The sequence below is a fragment of the Niastella sp. OAS944 genome (assembly GCA_024809215.1).
In the GTDB taxonomy this organism is placed as follows: domain Bacteria; phylum Bacteroidota; class Bacteroidia; order Chitinophagales; family Chitinophagaceae; genus Niastella.
Genome location: JANUBW010000011.1, coordinates 238301 through 254368 on the forward strand (window position 1 = coordinate 238301; position 16068 = coordinate 254368).

The following is a 16068-nucleotide window of genomic DNA, read 5'->3' on the forward strand; positions in this document are numbered from 1 at the left end:
GATTTTATAGTTCATCATTATTGTTTAATAGCCACTGGTTTTGTGAAGAAGAAATCCGGGCGGATGTTGATCATCAGGTAAGCCCAGTTGGCATTGTGCCGCGCCTGGTCCATAGTTGATCTTTTCACATACTCGGTACTGTTGTTTGCCTTCATAAAGGAGTAACCGAGCTCCAGTGTGGTGAACTTGTTCAATGAATAGTTAGCTATAAAATCAAACTCGTAGCCTAAATTTTTATCGATGTTAGCTTTTTCAGGATCGGCTGCATTGGCTATATCCTCTGCCAATCTGAAATTGTGCGCATCGAGACTTACAAAGAATAAATTGGTTTGGTATTTTACTTTGAAGTAAGCATCCTGCAAACCACCTACGGGTGAACCGGTGCCTACATAATAATAATCCATGTAGCCCCAGTGTTTATGTGGTGTGCCATACAGAGGATCGAAGCGGCGCGATTCTGTGCCCGGCGTTGTAGATGTGTTACCTGATAAATAATCATAACCGGGGCCAAAGCTGAATTTACCTTTTTGCAAGGTCAGCATAGCTGTGTAATGCGAAGCGGTAAGGTCTTTTCCATCGCGGTCTTTACCACTTTGAAAATAAGCGCCAACCTGCCATGCTTTTTTCAGTCCGGATGCGTTACCAATAGTACCATTGATCATTAAGCCGTAGGTAAGGCGGCTGTTTACGCCCTTCACGTCATATCTTCTGCCAAAAACATAACCTGAAGAAGCGGTGCCTACTGAATCGAGGCGGTATTTAGAGAAATCGTCTTTAAAGAAAAGGCCCGCAAATTTCGTTTGCCCAAACTTGCGGCTTATATACAACATTTGAAATGATTTGTATTGCTGGTTCATGCCATTGGTGCTAACGGTATTGCTTAATACCGGTGCACCTGCTTTATTGCTGGCGGCAGCAGTAGAGCCATTGGGTGCCAGGGGTATAAAACCTGCGGGAGTAGCTACCAGGGCTCCTGCCGAATTGGTAACATAAGCAGGCACATTGCCGGCTGTATAATTAGTTCCGGTAATACCAAAGGCGTCGGAGTTCTGGTTGAAGCCGGCGCCCAGGTCAACCTGCCAGCCATGGTGTAAAGCTTTTACCAATAAGGCATCATGGCGGCGCGCCTGTTGTAACCAATCGAGATCGCCCAGTAAACGAACATCATCATAGATAAGGGCCTGGCGGCCGATCTTAAAGGAGAGATTGTCGATACCTTTTGTTTTAATGGTGGTATCTGCCACATTCATAAGCGTAACTTCGGCCCATGCTTCGTGAACCATCAGTTTGTTGCCATCGGAATTAGTAATTGAGGAAGCGTCTTGTCCCCACACACGCACGTCCTGAACGGAAAAGTTGAAGTTTAAACGGTCCCATTTGTAGCCGAAAGTGAGACGGGTCCGTTGAGAAGTGAAAAAAGCAGCATCAGTACCTTTAGCATTGAGTGTTCCGAGCCCGTCACGTACTTCTGAACGGGTCCGCAGCTGCCCCTGCAATGAAAATTGCGCGGCACTGTTGAAAGGTTTAGCTAAAAAACACCCAATTCCGGTTACTGTCATGAAAATTAAATTTTTCATACTTTTGTTTTGGTTTTTTTAAGATGATGTCTCATTTTAAAATTTGCTTACCCCGGCCAGACTGCCATCTGCCGGGGTTTTTAGTTGGCTGGCGAATTTTTCGATGTGACCATACAGTGAATTTGGTGAACAATGTAGGAGAAAAAGCGGCAAGCAATTGTTACCTTAATCATAAGCTGGCAATCGTCGGAATCATCTCTTAAAACCTATAGCTCACTTCTCTGTTAACTACTCATTATCTTCTATACCTATATATACCAGATCGTTTTCAATTTTAACAGCGTATGTTTTCAGATCGCCGCAATCGTCGCCGCTCAAACATTTTCCGGTAGCAAGTGAAAATGTTTTTTTGTGAAAGGGGCATGCCACTTTAGGCTCATCGCCTTGTGTTCCTATCATGCCACGGCTGATGGCCATTTGCATTCTGTGCGGACACATATTTTGGGTTGCATACCACTCACCACGACGGGTAAAATTGAACAGCGCAATTTGATCGTCCTGATATTTTACACATACGCCTCCGTTCTCAGGTACATCAGTAGTGCGGCAGGCTAAAAACCAGGTAAGTACGTTTTCTTGTATCATAATATGGGCATTGTGTTTTTACAAAAAGATTCCCTATTCAGCTTTCACTGATTTTCCAAATGGCATTCAAAAAGGGGAAATAGAGATCTTGCTGCATCGTGTGATGCAGACAAGCAATCGTTAGTATATGCAGCCGGTACCAGCAATAGCCGGTAAGCCACATAGCAAGTGTTTGTGTGAGTGTTTTAGTATATCAGAATGTTATCAGAAGAAATTGACAATGATCTTTCGATCTGGTGCACGTTTGCCAATTAAGTGTGTTGCATTTTTATCATTTGGCTTTCGCCATTCATTAGCACATTAGCCCATTATCACATTAGCTAATTAGCTATTTCCACTCCTTCGCTTTTTTCTGTTCGCGCATTGGCTCAAACTTTATCGAAGGATCTTTTGTTTCGGGTGCATTTACGAAATGGCTGAAACGTTTGCGGATCTCAGGATTCTCAACCGCTTCTTTCCATTCGCATTTGTAATTATCTACCAGGGTTTGCATTTCTGCCTCCAGTTCTTCGGCTATACCTAAACTGTCGTTCACTACAACATTTTTCAGGTAATCGATGCCACCCTCCATTTTGTTTAACCAGGTAGCGGTACGGGTTAACGGATCGGCCGTTTTGATATAGAACATCAAAAAGCGATCGATATATTTAATACATGTTTCAGAATCTATATCAGTTGCCAGTAACAGCGCGTGTTGTGGTTTCGAACCGCCGTTTCCGCATACGTACAGGTTCCAGCCTTTTTCGGTAGCAATGATGCCGAAATCTTTGCTTTGTGCTTCGGCACATTCGCGAATACAACCCGATACGGCTGACTTTAATTTATGCGGTGCGCGTAAACCACGGTATCTTTCTTCAATTTGAATAGCAAAACTAACGCTGTCGTGCAAACCAAAACGGCACCAGGTGCTGCCCACACAGCTTTTTACTGTACGTAATGCTTTACCATAAGCATGACCGCTTTCAAAACCGGCTGCTATCAGCTCTTCCCAAATAGCCGGCAGGTCGTTTACGTGTGCGCCAAAAAGGTCAATACGTTGTCCGCCGGTGATCTTTGTATAGAGATTGTATTTCTGTGCAACCTGTCCAATTACGATCAGCTTTTCAGGCGTGATCTCACCACCGGGGATACGAGGCACTACTGAGTATGTACCACCTTTTTGAATGTTGGCCAAAAAGCGGTCGTTGCTATCCTGTGCCGTATCGTTGCCTTTTGCCAGGATCATATCGTTCCATAAGCTGGCCAAAATGGAAGCAACCGGAGGTTTACACAATTCGCAACCATCACCGGTGCCCAGCTTATTCAGCACTTCATCGAAGGTCATAAGCTTATGAACTTTAACCAGGTCGTACAATTCCTGACGGCTATAGTTAAAGTGTTCGCACAATACGTTACGTACGTATTTACCTTGCGATTTAAGTGTATGTGTGATGAGGTCTTTTACCATGGGAACACATCCGCCGCAACCTGTACCGGCTTTGGTACATTTCTTAATGGCATCCATGGTTTCGTTGCCATCGCATACGGCCTGGCAGATATCGCCTTTTGAAACGCTTTCGCAACTGCAGATCAAAGCGTCATCGGGCAAACTTGTTATACCAGCGCCGCCTTCACCACCTGAACCGCCGCGGGCGCCAAGAATTACATCTTCAGGGTTTGGGGGCAGAACTACTTTGTTCTTAGTGGTTTGCAGTAACATATTATATGAATCTGCATCGCCTACCAAAACGCCACCTAATAAATATTTTCCGTCGGTTGAAATATTAATGCGTTTGTAAACCCCCTTCATGCGGTCTTCCAGCACAATGCTGCGACCTTCGGTAGCAGGTACAAAAGGATCACCAAAGCTGGCCACATCAACACCAATCAATTTCAGCTTGGTGCTCATATCGAAACCGGTGAACGATTTATCGCCACCCATTAAGTTGGTAGCAACCACTTCGGCCATTTCATAACCAGGCGCCACCAGACCATATATCATACCACCATGTAAGGCACATTCGCCAATGGCAAATATGAAGGGATCTTCAGTAGCCAGTCTGTCGTTCACTACAATTCCACCGCGGTGACCAGTTTCTAACCCAGCCAGTTTTGCCAACTCATCGCGCGGCTTGATACCGGCAGAGATCACCAGCATATCTACATCAAGCTTTGTATCATCAGAGAACTGCATACCGGTAATACACTGATCGCCGAGGATCTCAGAAGTGTTCTTGCTGGTGTGAATGCTAAGTCCTAAAGACTCGAGCTTTGACTTTAATATATTAGAACCGGCTTCATCAATTTGCCGGGGCATAAGACGGGGAGCAAATTCAATTACGTGCGTATTGGTAACGCCCAAATCGATCATAGCCTTGGCAGCTTCTAACCCAAGTAAACCGCCACCAATTACCGCACCGGTCTTTGCTTTTTTAGCATAGGCCGTCATCATTTCCAGATCTTCAATAGTGCGGTAAATAAAAACGCCTTCTTTTTCAACACCGGGAATGGGTGGAACAAAAGCTGCTGAACCGGTTGCCAGCACCAGGTAATCGTATGATTCATTAATACCATGGTGAGAGCGAACGGTTTTTTGTTCGCGGTCTATATAAGAGATGGGATCTCCCAGGTAAAGCCTGATGTTTCTTTCAGCATACCAATCGAGACCGGCCATTGTAAGGTCGTCGGCTGTTTTTCCGGCAAAATATTCGCTAAGATGAACGCGATCATAGGCCGGACGGGTTTCTTCGCCAAAAACAACGATCTCGAACTGCCCGGGTTGGGCTTTGGCTGTTAGTTTTTCACAAAACTTGTAACCAACCATTCCATTGCCAATAACTACTATTTTCATAATCTGCGTTTTTAGGTCATTATTAATTCGCAGGCAATCGTTAAACATTAAATTAAATCACATGTAATATCAAAATGGCAATTCACTAAAAAATTTACCGCTGTTTTGTGATCTGTGTAATAAAAATAAGCTCTTTTTGTTATTATTTTTACTCATAATTACTAGAATCATGATATATTTATTTTATACATGTATAATCTATTAAGATTTTACCTCAATTTTGAGGGTAACAAAAGCTCGTATGAATTTGTAAAGGCGCTAATGCGGTTTTGCAAGTCATATTAGTCCAAAGACATTACATTAAATATTTTTACATATATATTATTACCATGAAAAGAAACAAACATGGTTGCGACCTGAAGAGCTGCTTTTTATGCAGACTATGCTCAAAGGAATGGCTTCCGGCCATAGATGTCCATCGCCAAAGCTTTCATGTTAATAAAGGTGAAGTGCTTTTCACCGAAGGAAGCGAGGTTACCGGTATATACTTTATATATAAAGGAACTTTTAAAGTGCATAAAAAATGGACCGATGATAAGGAGATGATCGTTCGCCTGGCTAAGAGCGGCGCCATTTTAGGTCACCGCGGTTTGGGTAATGATGTGTTTTATCCTGTTTCGGCCACAGCATTGGAACCTTCGGAGGTTTGCTTTATTGATCTTGGTTTCTTTCAGAGCACCCTCAAGGTGAATTATCAGTTCCTGTATGAATTAATGATGTTCTTTGCCGGTGAATTAAAAGAGTCGGAGAAAAAAATGCGCAACCTGGCACATATGCCGGTAAAAGGCAGAATAGCCCAGGCGCTGCTTTCAATGCATGCTAAGTTTGGCACTAATGCCGACGGCTTTATTGATATCAACTTAAGTCGTCAGGACCTGGCTTCCTATACCGGTACTACATACGAAACTGTGTTCAGGCTTATGAACGAACTGGTACAGGAAGGAACAATAGCATTACAGGGCAAACACATTTGCATACTTGATAGCAATAAGCTGAACGAACATGCAGGTGAGTGACATAGCAGCTGTCAACTTATGACATCAACTACTGCAATTAATTAACTTATTAAAGTCTCAGCAATACATATATTATATGTAAATACAGTTGAGCTTATTCAAAATATTTATTTCTGTGGCAGATACTCCTATTCAACCCGAACTGATTGTAGCAGGCGCCGGTGCCGGCGATCCCGAACTAATAACACTAAAAGCATACAAACTTTTACAGGAAGTACCTGTAGTGTTATATGATAACCTGGTGAACAAATCATTGCTTGAATATACCAAACCAGGCTGTGAGAATATTTATGTTGGTAAGCTACCCTATGGCGATTATACACCACAGGAACAAATTCATGAGCTCATTAAAGAGAAGGCTTATGCGAAAGGAAAAGTATTAAGGCTGAAAGGTGGCGACCCTTTTATTTTTGGAAGAGGATTTGAAGAGATCTTGTTTGCACGTAAACATAACATTAAAACAACCTTCATACCCGGTATTACCAGTATGCAGGCAAGTGGTTTTTATGATATTCCTTTAACGTTCCGCAATATAAGTGAAAGCATTTGGGTGGTTACCGGTACTAAAAAAGACGGGTCATTATCTGCCGATCTGCAACTGGCCATTCAAAGCAAGGCAACTGTTGTTATATATATGGGTATGAAAAAACTACCTGAAATAGCCGGTACATACATTCATAAAGGTTATGGCGATATGCCTGCTGCCATCATTCATTATGCTTCTTTGCCTTATCATAAACTGGTTAAGGGTAAAATTAAAGACTTACCAAAACTGGCAGCTGAACAACAAATAACACATCCGGCATTGATCATAATAGGCCCTGTTACCGATATAGATCTATTGTTGGAAACCCAATAGCCAACAAAAATCTGTTAATGTATATTAGTTCAATAAAATAAAACGTTATATATTACAATTAATTCTGGCGTCAAATCGTAACTTACAGCAGGATTCCTACCGATAACGAATGTACTAAGTTACAGCAAAGAGACTCACTAAGTGATTCTATGTATCGCCTTCTACATATTGAAACGTATATTAACAAGTTTTGCACTTTTTTTATTGTCATTTAATAACAAATGGGTGTTTTATAACCTAGTGTTGCTCTATATAGCAGCAGTAAATTTTTAGCGATTACTGCGTCTCAAATTTCTTAAAGTAAACACAAAGGCTCTGGTTAGGCACTAAGAGCTCCCGGCGATAAAAACCGGGAGCTTAATATTTCGTTATGGAAATTTTATGCACTACACCAGGATTTACAGGCCAGAAGGATGGGTTCATTGCTACTACCGGCCTGCATAAAAAAAAGGAAGTAGTTTATTCAAAACACTTTCAACATCCTTCTATTACCTTGTCCTTACGCCCTTTTTGCATACCTCTCGATATGCCTGCTGTTTATAGCTGGGCATGGAAGCAGAGCCGCTCGCCCAACACAATAGCAACAAGCTATTTGTATGCCGGCAGTTCTGATTTTATTCGCTCTTTTATGATAATGCTTAATGACAGAAGGGCTCTTTGCCAGGTTGATATTTGTGCAGCTGACAAAGACGAACTTTATGATGCTTATCCAACCACAACCGGCGATTACATTATCAGGTTAGTGATGAACACCAACAGAAATGTATTTCGTCCGCTTCACCTCAAAGCCCTTCAAACCTTTGTGGAATATTTCTTTTTATTCCCGGAGATCAGGCAGATCATTGCAGAACCCGAAGCCGAAAACAAAGTGTTCAACGACACCTTGTTGAAAGCAGGATTTCAGTTTGAAGAACAGGTACACAATCACTATTCGGTTTGTAACCTGTTTATATGTACACGAGAAAGCTTTATAGCTGCATAAAGGTCAGAATTGATGAAATAAAGATAAAGAGCTACCACATTTCTCTTTAACCTTATTTCGCCAATAGCTGGCGATACCATTACAACCTTGTCCAAATAAACCTTGTCCGAAACACTAACCAAGCACGTTAAAAAGTAACGCAATTTGCTTTTACATGTTCTTAGCCGTTACTGTTAGCCTTGTCCTGAAACTAAGAGCTTAAAGTGAGTAAGAGAGATATTAAGCGCTTTCCATAAACCTCTTTTTACTCTTTTACTCCTTTCACGCTCTTGGTTGTTACTAACCTTGTTCTGTGCTAACAACCTTGTTCTATGAGTTTTCATCCCTAAGTCAGGCGATAGTAGTGATATCTCCCGACACTAATGCACCTCGTGATGCTTACCTTATCCTTATTATACCTTATCCCCCATGGGATGCGCCATGGGCTATGAAGCAGAATTTTATAGAATTATTAAACCCATTCAGGAGGGAGCCTTACGGTTTCCTCCTTTTTTATTTCTCACTATTTCTTGCTTATTACCGGCCTGTAGATTAATCTCTACACCAGCCCTCCTTCTTCAGGCATGAATTTTTAGCACCTATCTTAAATAGGGTTCAATGCAACACGGACAAAAAAAGAGAAAGGTACGCCCGGCACAAAAAGTTAAGAAGAAGCAGGGGAAAGAAAAGCAAATGGAGCCACAACCGGTTTTTGAAAAAGAACGGGACGTGTTGCGCCTGCGAAATAAAACAGCCATTATTACCGGCGGCGATAGCGGCATTGGAAAAGCAGTTGCCATTGCATTTGCTAAAGAAGGCGCCGATGTGGTGATATCTTATTATGAAGATGATGAAGATGCCCGCTCAACAGCAGCACGTATTGAAAGCATAGGACAACAATGCTTATTGATACCCGGCGACATTGGCAAACCGGCACATTGTAAAAAGATCATTGAAAAAACGATGAGGCAGTTTGGCAAGTTGAATGTTTTGGTGAACAATGCCGGTATTCAATTTCCACAAACAGAACTGTCGGCCATAACACCCGACCAATTGAAAAAAACTTTTGAAACAAACATCTTTGCAATGTTCTACATGGTGCAGGCTGCGGAAGAATACTTACAGGAGGGCGCATCGATCATAAACACCACTTCTGTTACTGCCTATAGGGGCAGCTCACATTTATTAGACTACTCGGCAACCAAGGGCGCCATAGTAAGTTTTACCCGCTCGCTGTCGGCCTATTTTGCAAAGCTTAATATAAGAGTAAATGGAGTAGCGCCCGGCCCTGTATGGACGCCACTCATTCCGGCCACGTTTCCGCCTTCGCATGTTTCAACATTCGGTTCCGATACGCCGTTAGGGCGTGCCGGCGAACCGGTTGAAATTGCAAGCAGTTATATTTTTCTAGCTTCTGATGAATCATCATACATCACCGGTCAGGTACTTCACCCTAACGGTGGCGAAATTGTAAACACTTAAACCATTTTTATGAAGGCATTTGGAATAATACTGATTGTTATAGGCATTGCCATGGTACTGATAAGAGGAGTAAACTTCACAACAAAAAAAGAGGTAGTTGACCTGGGGCCTGTTGAAATAAATAAGAAAGAAAAGAAAGCGGTTGCCTGGCCAACCTATGCTGGCATTGCCGTAGCAGTCACCGGCGTAGTAATACTGGTTACTTCAACCCGTAAAACAACTTAACGGCAGGCTTTCCCTCTATGGGGATTTTTATGGACAGTAACAAACAGATATAGACTTATAAGTCAACGTATTAATTGCGGAATAGTATTTGAAGATATATAACAACAATATCTATTACTTATTTAAAAATTATAATCATGACTACAACGACTAAAGTTATTTTGGGCCTGGTGGGTGCTGCTGCTGTAGGCGCTGCGGTAGGTATGTTATTGGCTCCCGAAAAAGGAAGTGACTTAAGAAAGAATATAAAAGACTCTGCAGGTAAATGGAGCGACAAGCTTTCAGACATGTGGCAAAATGGTAAAAAAACTGCCGAAAAAGCCTCTTCTCGGATTCAAACCGAAATGTAAGATTTCTGGTTTATCCAATGAAACCATATCCGGGCAGGCTATAGGTCTGCCCATTTTTATGCCCGCCTCAAAAAAAAGCTGCCCCTTGAAAGGAGCAGCCGTGTTTTTATCCTATTAAATAATCTGCTTGTTTAATTACGCTTTTATCAATTTCACTACAGCTGTTTTATTTCCCTGCCATACAACAACCGTATAAACTCCCGGCCGCCAGCGTGCACCTACCGTTACCTGTGCAAAATTATTGCTTATGTTATATATAGAGGTAACCTTGTGCCCCGACGAGTCATATACGTGCAGGAAGATATCATCTGTATTGGCACTTGTAATAGTGAGCACAAATACACTGGTTGATGGGTTTCTATCCGGCTTCACGGTTAGTACGCCCAGATTTGGCAGCTTACTATCTACCACCGTCACAGCCATTGTTTCATTATTACCTGCTCCTTTATCGTCAATAACTGTTAACCTGAAAACATAAACACCAGGTACCATGTTGCGCATTTCGGTAGTGGCCGCATTGGGCGTCACCAGCGTAAAGGTAGAAGGACCGCTTACTTTAGTCCATTTATAGGAAACGATCTGTCCATCAGGATCATAAGATTGTGAACCATCCAGTGTAATACTGGGGATAGGCAGCTGTGCTGAAAAATCTTTTGGCAAAATAACTACCGGAGGTTGATTACCGGGCGAGGTAGCATTAAGTACAATAATTGTAACATCATCATTGGCTGTTGCCCCGCTATTATCAGTTACAGTCAACCTGAACACATAAGTACCAGCTACCAGGTTATTAATGATGGTAACCTGAGAACTTGGGCTGGAGATCATGTACTGGGAAGGTCCGCTTACTTTTGACCAGGCATATTGTGCAATATACCCATCGCTATCTTTTGAAGCCGAACCACTCAATTTAACGCTATTGGTTGGCAATGTAATAGACATATCAGCTCCGGCATTGGCTACCGGTGGTTGATTTACCGGCACATTGGCATTATTAACTATAACATTTACTTCATCTGAAGCAAAAGCCCCTTTGTCATCATAAACGGTAAGCCTGAATACATAAGTACCGGCAACCAGGCCACCTAACGACGTGGCAAGTGCATTTGGATCACTTATTGCGTATGAGGCAGGTCCGTTTATTTTTGACCATACAGATTTTACAATGGTGCCATCCGGATCTTTTGAAGCACCCCCATTAAGGGTTGTGGTATTGGTTGGCAGTGTAATGCTTATATCAGCGCCTGCGTTTGCAACAGGCCCCAGATTAGCAGCATTTACAGTTACAGTAACGTCATCGTAACCAGTGGCGCCTTTGTCGTCTGTTACCGTTAGGCGGAAAACATAAACACCAGCATAGAGACCAGTTACTGATGGCTGCACAGCCCCTGCATTTACAATGCTGAATTGCGAAGGACCAGCAATTTTTGTCCATGCATATGTAACGATCTTTCCGTCTGTATCCCGTGAAGCTGTTCCATCCAGGTCTACAAAATTTTTAGGCAAGGTAATGGTGATATCAGAACCTGCACTGGCAATGGGTGACTGGTTACCTGGCTGACCAACCGGAGAAGGAAAAAGCTGGCTCACCGGAACAAACTCGAGTACGGTGCTGGGACTCGACCAATACAGTTCCAACACACTACGATCATCTGAATTAAAATATTCCAGCTTAATATCATATTTCTGCCCTGCTACCAGGTTTATGGGAGAAGTGTTAAACGAGTTTGGATACACCTCCGTAAACTTATCGAGGACCAGTTTACCATCTATCCAAAGACGATGACCACCACCCGCGTTTAACTGAAATGTATAGGGTTCAGAAAACTGGGCCATTATCTGTCCTGTCCACCGCATTGAATACTTTAAAGTTGAAAGTGGAATTTTATAGTGGACTCCCAAACGCATCCAATCCTGAAAACAAATATTCGGATCTATTCTTGTAAATACCAGGTTTGAAAAGGTGTCATCTTTATAATACTCGCCTTTCAACCCGGTTCCATCGCCCCAAACAGTAGGAGCAAAAGGAGCAATATTTGTTTTACCCGACTTGGTAAGCATAAAAGGCTGACCGCTTATCGGTTGCACTCTAAAATTTTCCTTTGAGGTGGCATCGCTGCTAAGATAAAAATCAACCTGGGTTGTTGGTTTGGAAAGTGTACCACCTGCGGTACCGGCAATATTACATTGTACAACATCCAACCTTTTTGCACCGGCCGGCGATTGATTTATGATACCTGCTATTTTATGACCGGTAATTGTACAGTTCCTGATAAAAACTGGGAAAGGACCGTCGAGAGGACCTTCATCCAGGATCACACCGTAATCCAATCCGGCCGCATCGATCACCAGGTTTTCATACTTAGCCCGGTTGCTGCTTAAAGAAGCGGCTTTAACCATTATTGGGGCATTGTACAGAACACCGTTGCGATAGATGTATGAATTCACATAAGCGCCACCATAGATACCCGTTTCACAATTATATACAACAAATTTCTCAATGATATGGTGTGCTTCGTTGTTTTGCCATGATACCAAACCGCCCGAGCAATTATGGGCCATATTACCGTTAAAGATCCAGGGACTTTCAATTAATCCCTCATCCCAAAAATAAGCACCCCCCAGGCGAAAATCACCAGGATTTCCAACAACTACATTATTAGTACACACGTTGTCATCGCCTATACCCAGTAAAAAAGAAGATACCGTTAATGAGTTGGAAGACCCTGGTACATATTTACTCAAAGCTACTATGTTGCTATCCCATACAACACCATGGGTAAGGTCCAGCACATCCCACCAAAACGCAATTTCAGTAACATTGTATGCTACGTTGCCTTTCATGGTAATACCATTCGAAACGTGTGGTACATAGGAATGACTGTCGCAATCACGTATAACACATCCCTGTACTGTTGTTCCTACACTGCCATCCATACAATGGTGAAAGTGCATGCCATATCGCCCCAATACAAATTCAGATGCAAGACTGGTCTTTTTGCGTGGGCCTGCATAGCGAATTTGCACATATTGAATATTTTGTGGAACAGAGGAACGAATAAATACATGCGTTCTGCCACCGGCTGTACCTTCAATACGCACATTGCGCGTAAGGTTGATCACTTCGGCCGACCACTGGCCATTTATTTGCGGATGTTGCCTAACCGTACCAGCATTTAAAGTAACTGTAGATCCTGAGATACTATTAATAGTACGGTCTTCAAATCCGGTAAGATAAGCATCGCCAACTGTTGGCGACTGGGTAGGCGCAATGGTGATATTATCAGTTGCCTGCCAACCTGTAGGTGAGGTGTTCAATGGAATAGAAGTTGCACCTGCCGCAATATTTCCGGCAGCACGTACAAAAGAAGTTTTTGAAGAACCTACCAGGTCTAACAAACCTGCACCCATCACCCACAAACCAACATCGCTAGCAACGGGGTCCATACCCCCACCAACAAATTTGGTTTCGTCGATATTAATAAACTGTAAAAAATGAATGACGCTGGCACTTGAAGGACGCATGATCAATTTCCCTTCAACCACTACATTGCCTGAAGTTTGTAGCGTAGCGCTTCGGGCACTATCGAATTCCAATGTAGCCCCACTACTAACGCTAACACCTGCATAGCTTGCTGAAGCCATGTCGTACGTCACTATGTGTCCTGAAGAAATAAGAGGAATATCAGAAGGTGTTGGTAATTTACCACCAGCCCATGTGCCGGGATTAGACCAATTACCTGATTGAACAGTGGAGATTGTTCCTAACAGCGCGAAGGTTTGCTTCGGCGCACACTCTATTGTTTTGGCACGGACATCTTGCTTCTTCGCTCCCAATTGCGAAGTCACGACTAAACCGGTTGCAGTCATAGACGCATCCCGTAGGAATTTCCTTCGTGTAGTGTTGATCATAGGGATATTTTTACGTTTTTCTTAAAGAGTAGTTTCACGAGTTAAACAACAATTATGATGCCGGGAACATTGATCATAAAAAGAATCATAAAAAAATAGACTTAAGTCAAACACATCTTCAGGAATTAAAATATGTAATATGCATTTCGTACATTTTCCTCATCCGTTACTTACTACAACTGCCTTCCCTACTCGACTTCATAATAAACAGTATTGCAATGATAAAAGTATGAGCGAAAAATTCAGATCCCCAAAACCAGCAATGTTCCGCATAATTACACCCTACTATTACTACACAACAATAGAAATATTACTACAAAATAAAGAGCACTAGTACTTAGTTAAATGTGGAAAATAATAAGCGTCTGAAAAAATGCGGCAACGAGTCAAGGTTCGAAATAGTACGATGCGCACAAAATAAAAAAAGTCAGTCCCATTAAGAGTAAACTTAATAGAACTGGCTTTACATTAATAATATTAAGAAGATGCGAGCGCTAACAGCACTGCCTTTTTCTACTTAAAGATCTTTTCGAAGCGGTTAAATACTTTTATAAATCCCCAAACGCACACTTTGAATTTCCAGAAAGGAAATACGCCGCTCAGGTGTATGCGGCTAACAAACAACGGATTTATGACCGGTAGTTTATCAACCCAATTACTTACCCTGAACGCCAGCCTGATCTCATTTTGTTTCAACAACTCAAACATTGCCACCCGTTTGTTATCGTCCTTTTGGTTATAAGCGCCAAAAGTATAGGCGTGACAAGGTTGTACAGGAATCCCCAATTCTTTTAACCGGTGTTTTGTTTTTTTGATATCCTCGTCAATTTCGGGCAGGCTCAGTTTGGAATAACTCTGATGGGTATAGGTATGTAAACCAAACTGAACCATATCTTTAGTCATTTCAACCGCTTCCTCAACATGCATAAATTCGCCCATGGGGTTGGGAGCTATATGTTTATTATCGGGCGATTGAATAAACCCGGCCACCAAAAAAATATTCGCTTTAATATTATACTCTTTCAGCAGTGGATACAGAACGGTATAATTATCACGGTAACCATCATCGAGCGTTATCATCACCGGTTTGGCCGGGAGTGGCTTTTTCTGTTCAATGTGCCCGAGCAACTCACTGATAAAAATGGTTTTATACCCTTTCTTGTTCAGGTAGGCAAACTGTTGGCGTAACTGCGCGGCGCTTACAGTAAGAAAATCAGAATCATTGACGCTGGTTTTGTGATAATTCAAAACAGGAAGTCCGTTAAAAAGGGAACCCATTTTAAAGAACAACACTAACGCAACCAGTGTAATGATTCCAATCAGCAAATAGATCATCTTTATTCCTTTAGCTTTTTTCTATTTCAATATCTTTTTCAACCGTTGTGAGATCCTTATAAAGCCATTCAAGGCAATTGCATATTGCCACATAGAATAACTTCCATTCATATGTATACGGTTCAATAATAGCCGGCTTGAATTGTGTACACGTAACCGGTTCAGTCTGTCGCCTACTTTAAAAGCATACCGTACACCATGTTTTTTCAAAATACCAAACACCTCTGCCTGCTTTACCAGGTCGTCTTTAAAATAATAAGCCCACGAATAGGCAAACACAGGCTGATAGGGTATACCAAGTTCATCGAGCTTTTGCTTTGATACCCGCATGTCTTCATCAATTTCCTGCAAAGTAAGATCATGATAATTTTTATGATACATGGTATGCAACCCATACTGAACATGGTCTTTACAAATGGTCTTAGCCTCTTCCTGCAACATAAATTCACCCTCGGCACGGGGTCCCATGTTACCGGGGGTTTGAACAAAACCGGCCACAATGAAAATATTCGCCTTACAATTGAACTCCTTTAATAAAGGATACAGATCGGTATAATTATCCCTGAACCCATCGTCGAGGGTTATCATGAGCGGCTTCTTTGGCAAAGGTTTGCCATTTTCAACGTAATCGACGAGGTCGCTCAAAAAAATGGTAGTATACCCTTTTTTGGTAATATACTCCAGGTGCTCGCGCATCCGAGAAGTGGCAACCGTTAAGAAATCGGGCTTTTTTGTACTACTTATTTTATGATAAACCAATACGGGCAAACCTTTGAAAAAAGGGCCCGCATACAAGTACATAACAATAAAGGTTATTACCAGGAACGCTACTGGTATTATAATATATACCATGGACTGGGTTATTTTGATGAATAATAAATTTTAAGAAATGGACCTCCCGGAAGTTTAGTCCAAAACCTATCAGGCCAATATCAG

The 16068-nt window shown here is 42.1% G+C and carries 12 protein-coding genes; 6 read left to right on the forward strand and 6 right to left on the reverse strand.

From position 1 onward, the window contains the following. Positions 1 to 17: 17 nt before the first annotated feature. The 3 genes from GGD38_RS32425 to nirB all read right to left on the reverse strand — a co-directional run bounded on the left by GGD38_RS32425 (position 18) and on the right by nirB (position 4992). Positions 18 to 1577, reverse strand: coding sequence for an alginate export family protein (locus GGD38_RS32425; RefSeq protein WP_375296525.1), 1560 nt, complete (start codon positions 1575 to 1577; stop codon positions 18 to 20). Positions 1578 to 1805: 228 nt separating this feature from the next. Continuing rightward, complete coding sequence (gene nirD / locus GGD38_RS32430; protein ID WP_375296526.1) at positions 1806 to 2162, reverse strand: nitrite reductase small subunit NirD; 357 nt, start codon at positions 2160 to 2162, stop codon at positions 1806 to 1808. A gap of 328 nt (positions 2163 to 2490) precedes the next feature. Beyond that, positions 2491 to 4992 carry a nitrite reductase large subunit NirB gene (nirB, locus tag GGD38_RS32435; RefSeq protein WP_375296527.1) on the reverse strand — a complete coding sequence of 834 codons (2502 nt, stop codon included), beginning with the start codon at positions 4990 to 4992 and terminating at the stop codon, positions 2491 to 2493. Between the two features lie 329 nt (positions 4993 to 5321). On the opposite strand from nirB, the gene GGD38_RS32440 reads away from it, so the two are divergent. The 6 genes from GGD38_RS32440 (at position 5322) to GGD38_RS32465 (ending at position 9885) form a co-directional block, all read left to right on the forward strand. After that, complete coding sequence (locus GGD38_RS32440; RefSeq protein WP_375296528.1) at positions 5322 to 6008, forward strand: Crp/Fnr family transcriptional regulator; 687 nt, start codon at positions 5322 to 5324, stop codon at positions 6006 to 6008. A gap of 115 nt (positions 6009 to 6123) precedes the next feature. Beyond that, complete coding sequence (gene cobA, locus GGD38_RS32445; protein ID WP_375296529.1) at positions 6124 to 6867, forward strand: uroporphyrinogen-III C-methyltransferase; 744 nt, start codon at positions 6124 to 6126, stop codon at positions 6865 to 6867. A 370-nt stretch (positions 6868 to 7237) separates the two neighbouring features. Further along, positions 7238 to 7849 (forward strand): GNAT family N-acetyltransferase, encoded by a 612-nt coding sequence (locus GGD38_RS32450; protein ID WP_375296530.1) that lies wholly within the window; start codon positions 7238 to 7240, stop codon positions 7847 to 7849. A gap of 597 nt (positions 7850 to 8446) precedes the next feature. Then, the gene (locus tag GGD38_RS32455; RefSeq protein ID WP_375296531.1) at positions 8447 to 9310 is read left to right on the forward strand and encodes a glucose 1-dehydrogenase; all 864 of its coding nucleotides are present in this window, start codon (positions 8447 to 8449) and stop codon (positions 9308 to 9310) included. Positions 9311 to 9319: 9 nt separating this feature from the next. After that, a complete protein-coding gene (locus GGD38_RS32460; RefSeq protein WP_375296532.1) occupies positions 9320 to 9535 on the forward strand; it encodes a hypothetical protein in 216 nt (71 codons plus the stop codon). A gap of 137 nt (positions 9536 to 9672) precedes the next feature. After that, positions 9673 to 9885 (forward strand): YtxH domain-containing protein, encoded by a 213-nt coding sequence (locus GGD38_RS32465; RefSeq protein WP_375296533.1) that lies wholly within the window; start codon positions 9673 to 9675, stop codon positions 9883 to 9885. Positions 9886 to 10020: 135 nt separating this feature from the next. Here GGD38_RS32465 and GGD38_RS32470 read toward each other — a convergent pair whose 3' ends face one another. The 3 genes from GGD38_RS32470 to GGD38_RS32480 form a co-directional block, all read right to left on the reverse strand. Beyond that, positions 10021 to 13797, reverse strand: a complete 3777-nt coding sequence (locus GGD38_RS32470; protein WP_375296534.1) for a PKD domain-containing protein — start codon at positions 13795 to 13797, stop codon at positions 10021 to 10023. Between the two features lie 513 nt (positions 13798 to 14310). Beyond that, on the reverse strand, positions 14311 to 15132 hold the full coding sequence (locus GGD38_RS32475) for a polysaccharide deacetylase family protein (protein WP_375296535.1): 822 nt from the start codon (positions 15130 to 15132) through the stop codon (positions 14311 to 14313). 21 nt (positions 15133 to 15153) lie between these two features. After that, complete coding sequence (locus GGD38_RS32480) at positions 15154 to 15984, reverse strand: polysaccharide deacetylase family protein (RefSeq protein ID WP_375296536.1); 831 nt, start codon at positions 15982 to 15984, stop codon at positions 15154 to 15156. Positions 15985 to 16068: the final 84 nt, after the last annotated feature.

Excerpts from the sequence above, each read along its gene's own strand:
- GGD38_RS32425 (WP_375296525.1), bottom strand. The coding sequence starts at position 1,577 with ATGAAAAATTTAATTTTCATGACAGTAACCGGAATTGGGTGTTTTTTA.
- nirD (WP_375296526.1), bottom strand. The coding sequence starts at position 2,162 with ATGATACAAGAAAACGTACTTACCTGGTTTTTAGCCTGCCGCACTACT.
- nirB (WP_375296527.1), bottom strand. The coding sequence starts at position 4,992 with ATGAAAATAGTAGTTATTGGCAATGGAATGGTTGGTTACAAGTTTTGT.
- GGD38_RS32440 (WP_375296528.1), top strand. The coding sequence starts at position 5,322 with ATGAAAAGAAACAAACATGGTTGCGACCTGAAGAGCTGCTTTTTATGC.
- GGD38_RS32450 (WP_375296530.1), top strand. The coding sequence starts at position 7,238 with ATGGAAATTTTATGCACTACACCAGGATTTACAGGCCAGAAGGATGGG.
- GGD38_RS32455 (WP_375296531.1), top strand. The coding sequence starts at position 8,447 with ATGCAACACGGACAAAAAAAGAGAAAGGTACGCCCGGCACAAAAAGTT.
- GGD38_RS32460 (WP_375296532.1), top strand. The coding sequence starts at position 9,320 with ATGAAGGCATTTGGAATAATACTGATTGTTATAGGCATTGCCATGGTA.
- GGD38_RS32465 (WP_375296533.1), top strand. The coding sequence starts at position 9,673 with ATGACTACAACGACTAAAGTTATTTTGGGCCTGGTGGGTGCTGCTGCT.
- GGD38_RS32470 (WP_375296534.1), bottom strand. The coding sequence starts at position 13,797 with ATGATCAACACTACACGAAGGAAATTCCTACGGGATGCGTCTATGACT.
- GGD38_RS32475 (WP_375296535.1), bottom strand. The coding sequence starts at position 15,132 with ATGATCTATTTGCTGATTGGAATCATTACACTGGTTGCGTTAGTGTTG.
- GGD38_RS32480 (WP_375296536.1), bottom strand. The coding sequence starts at position 15,984 with ATGGTATATATTATAATACCAGTAGCGTTCCTGGTAATAACCTTTATT.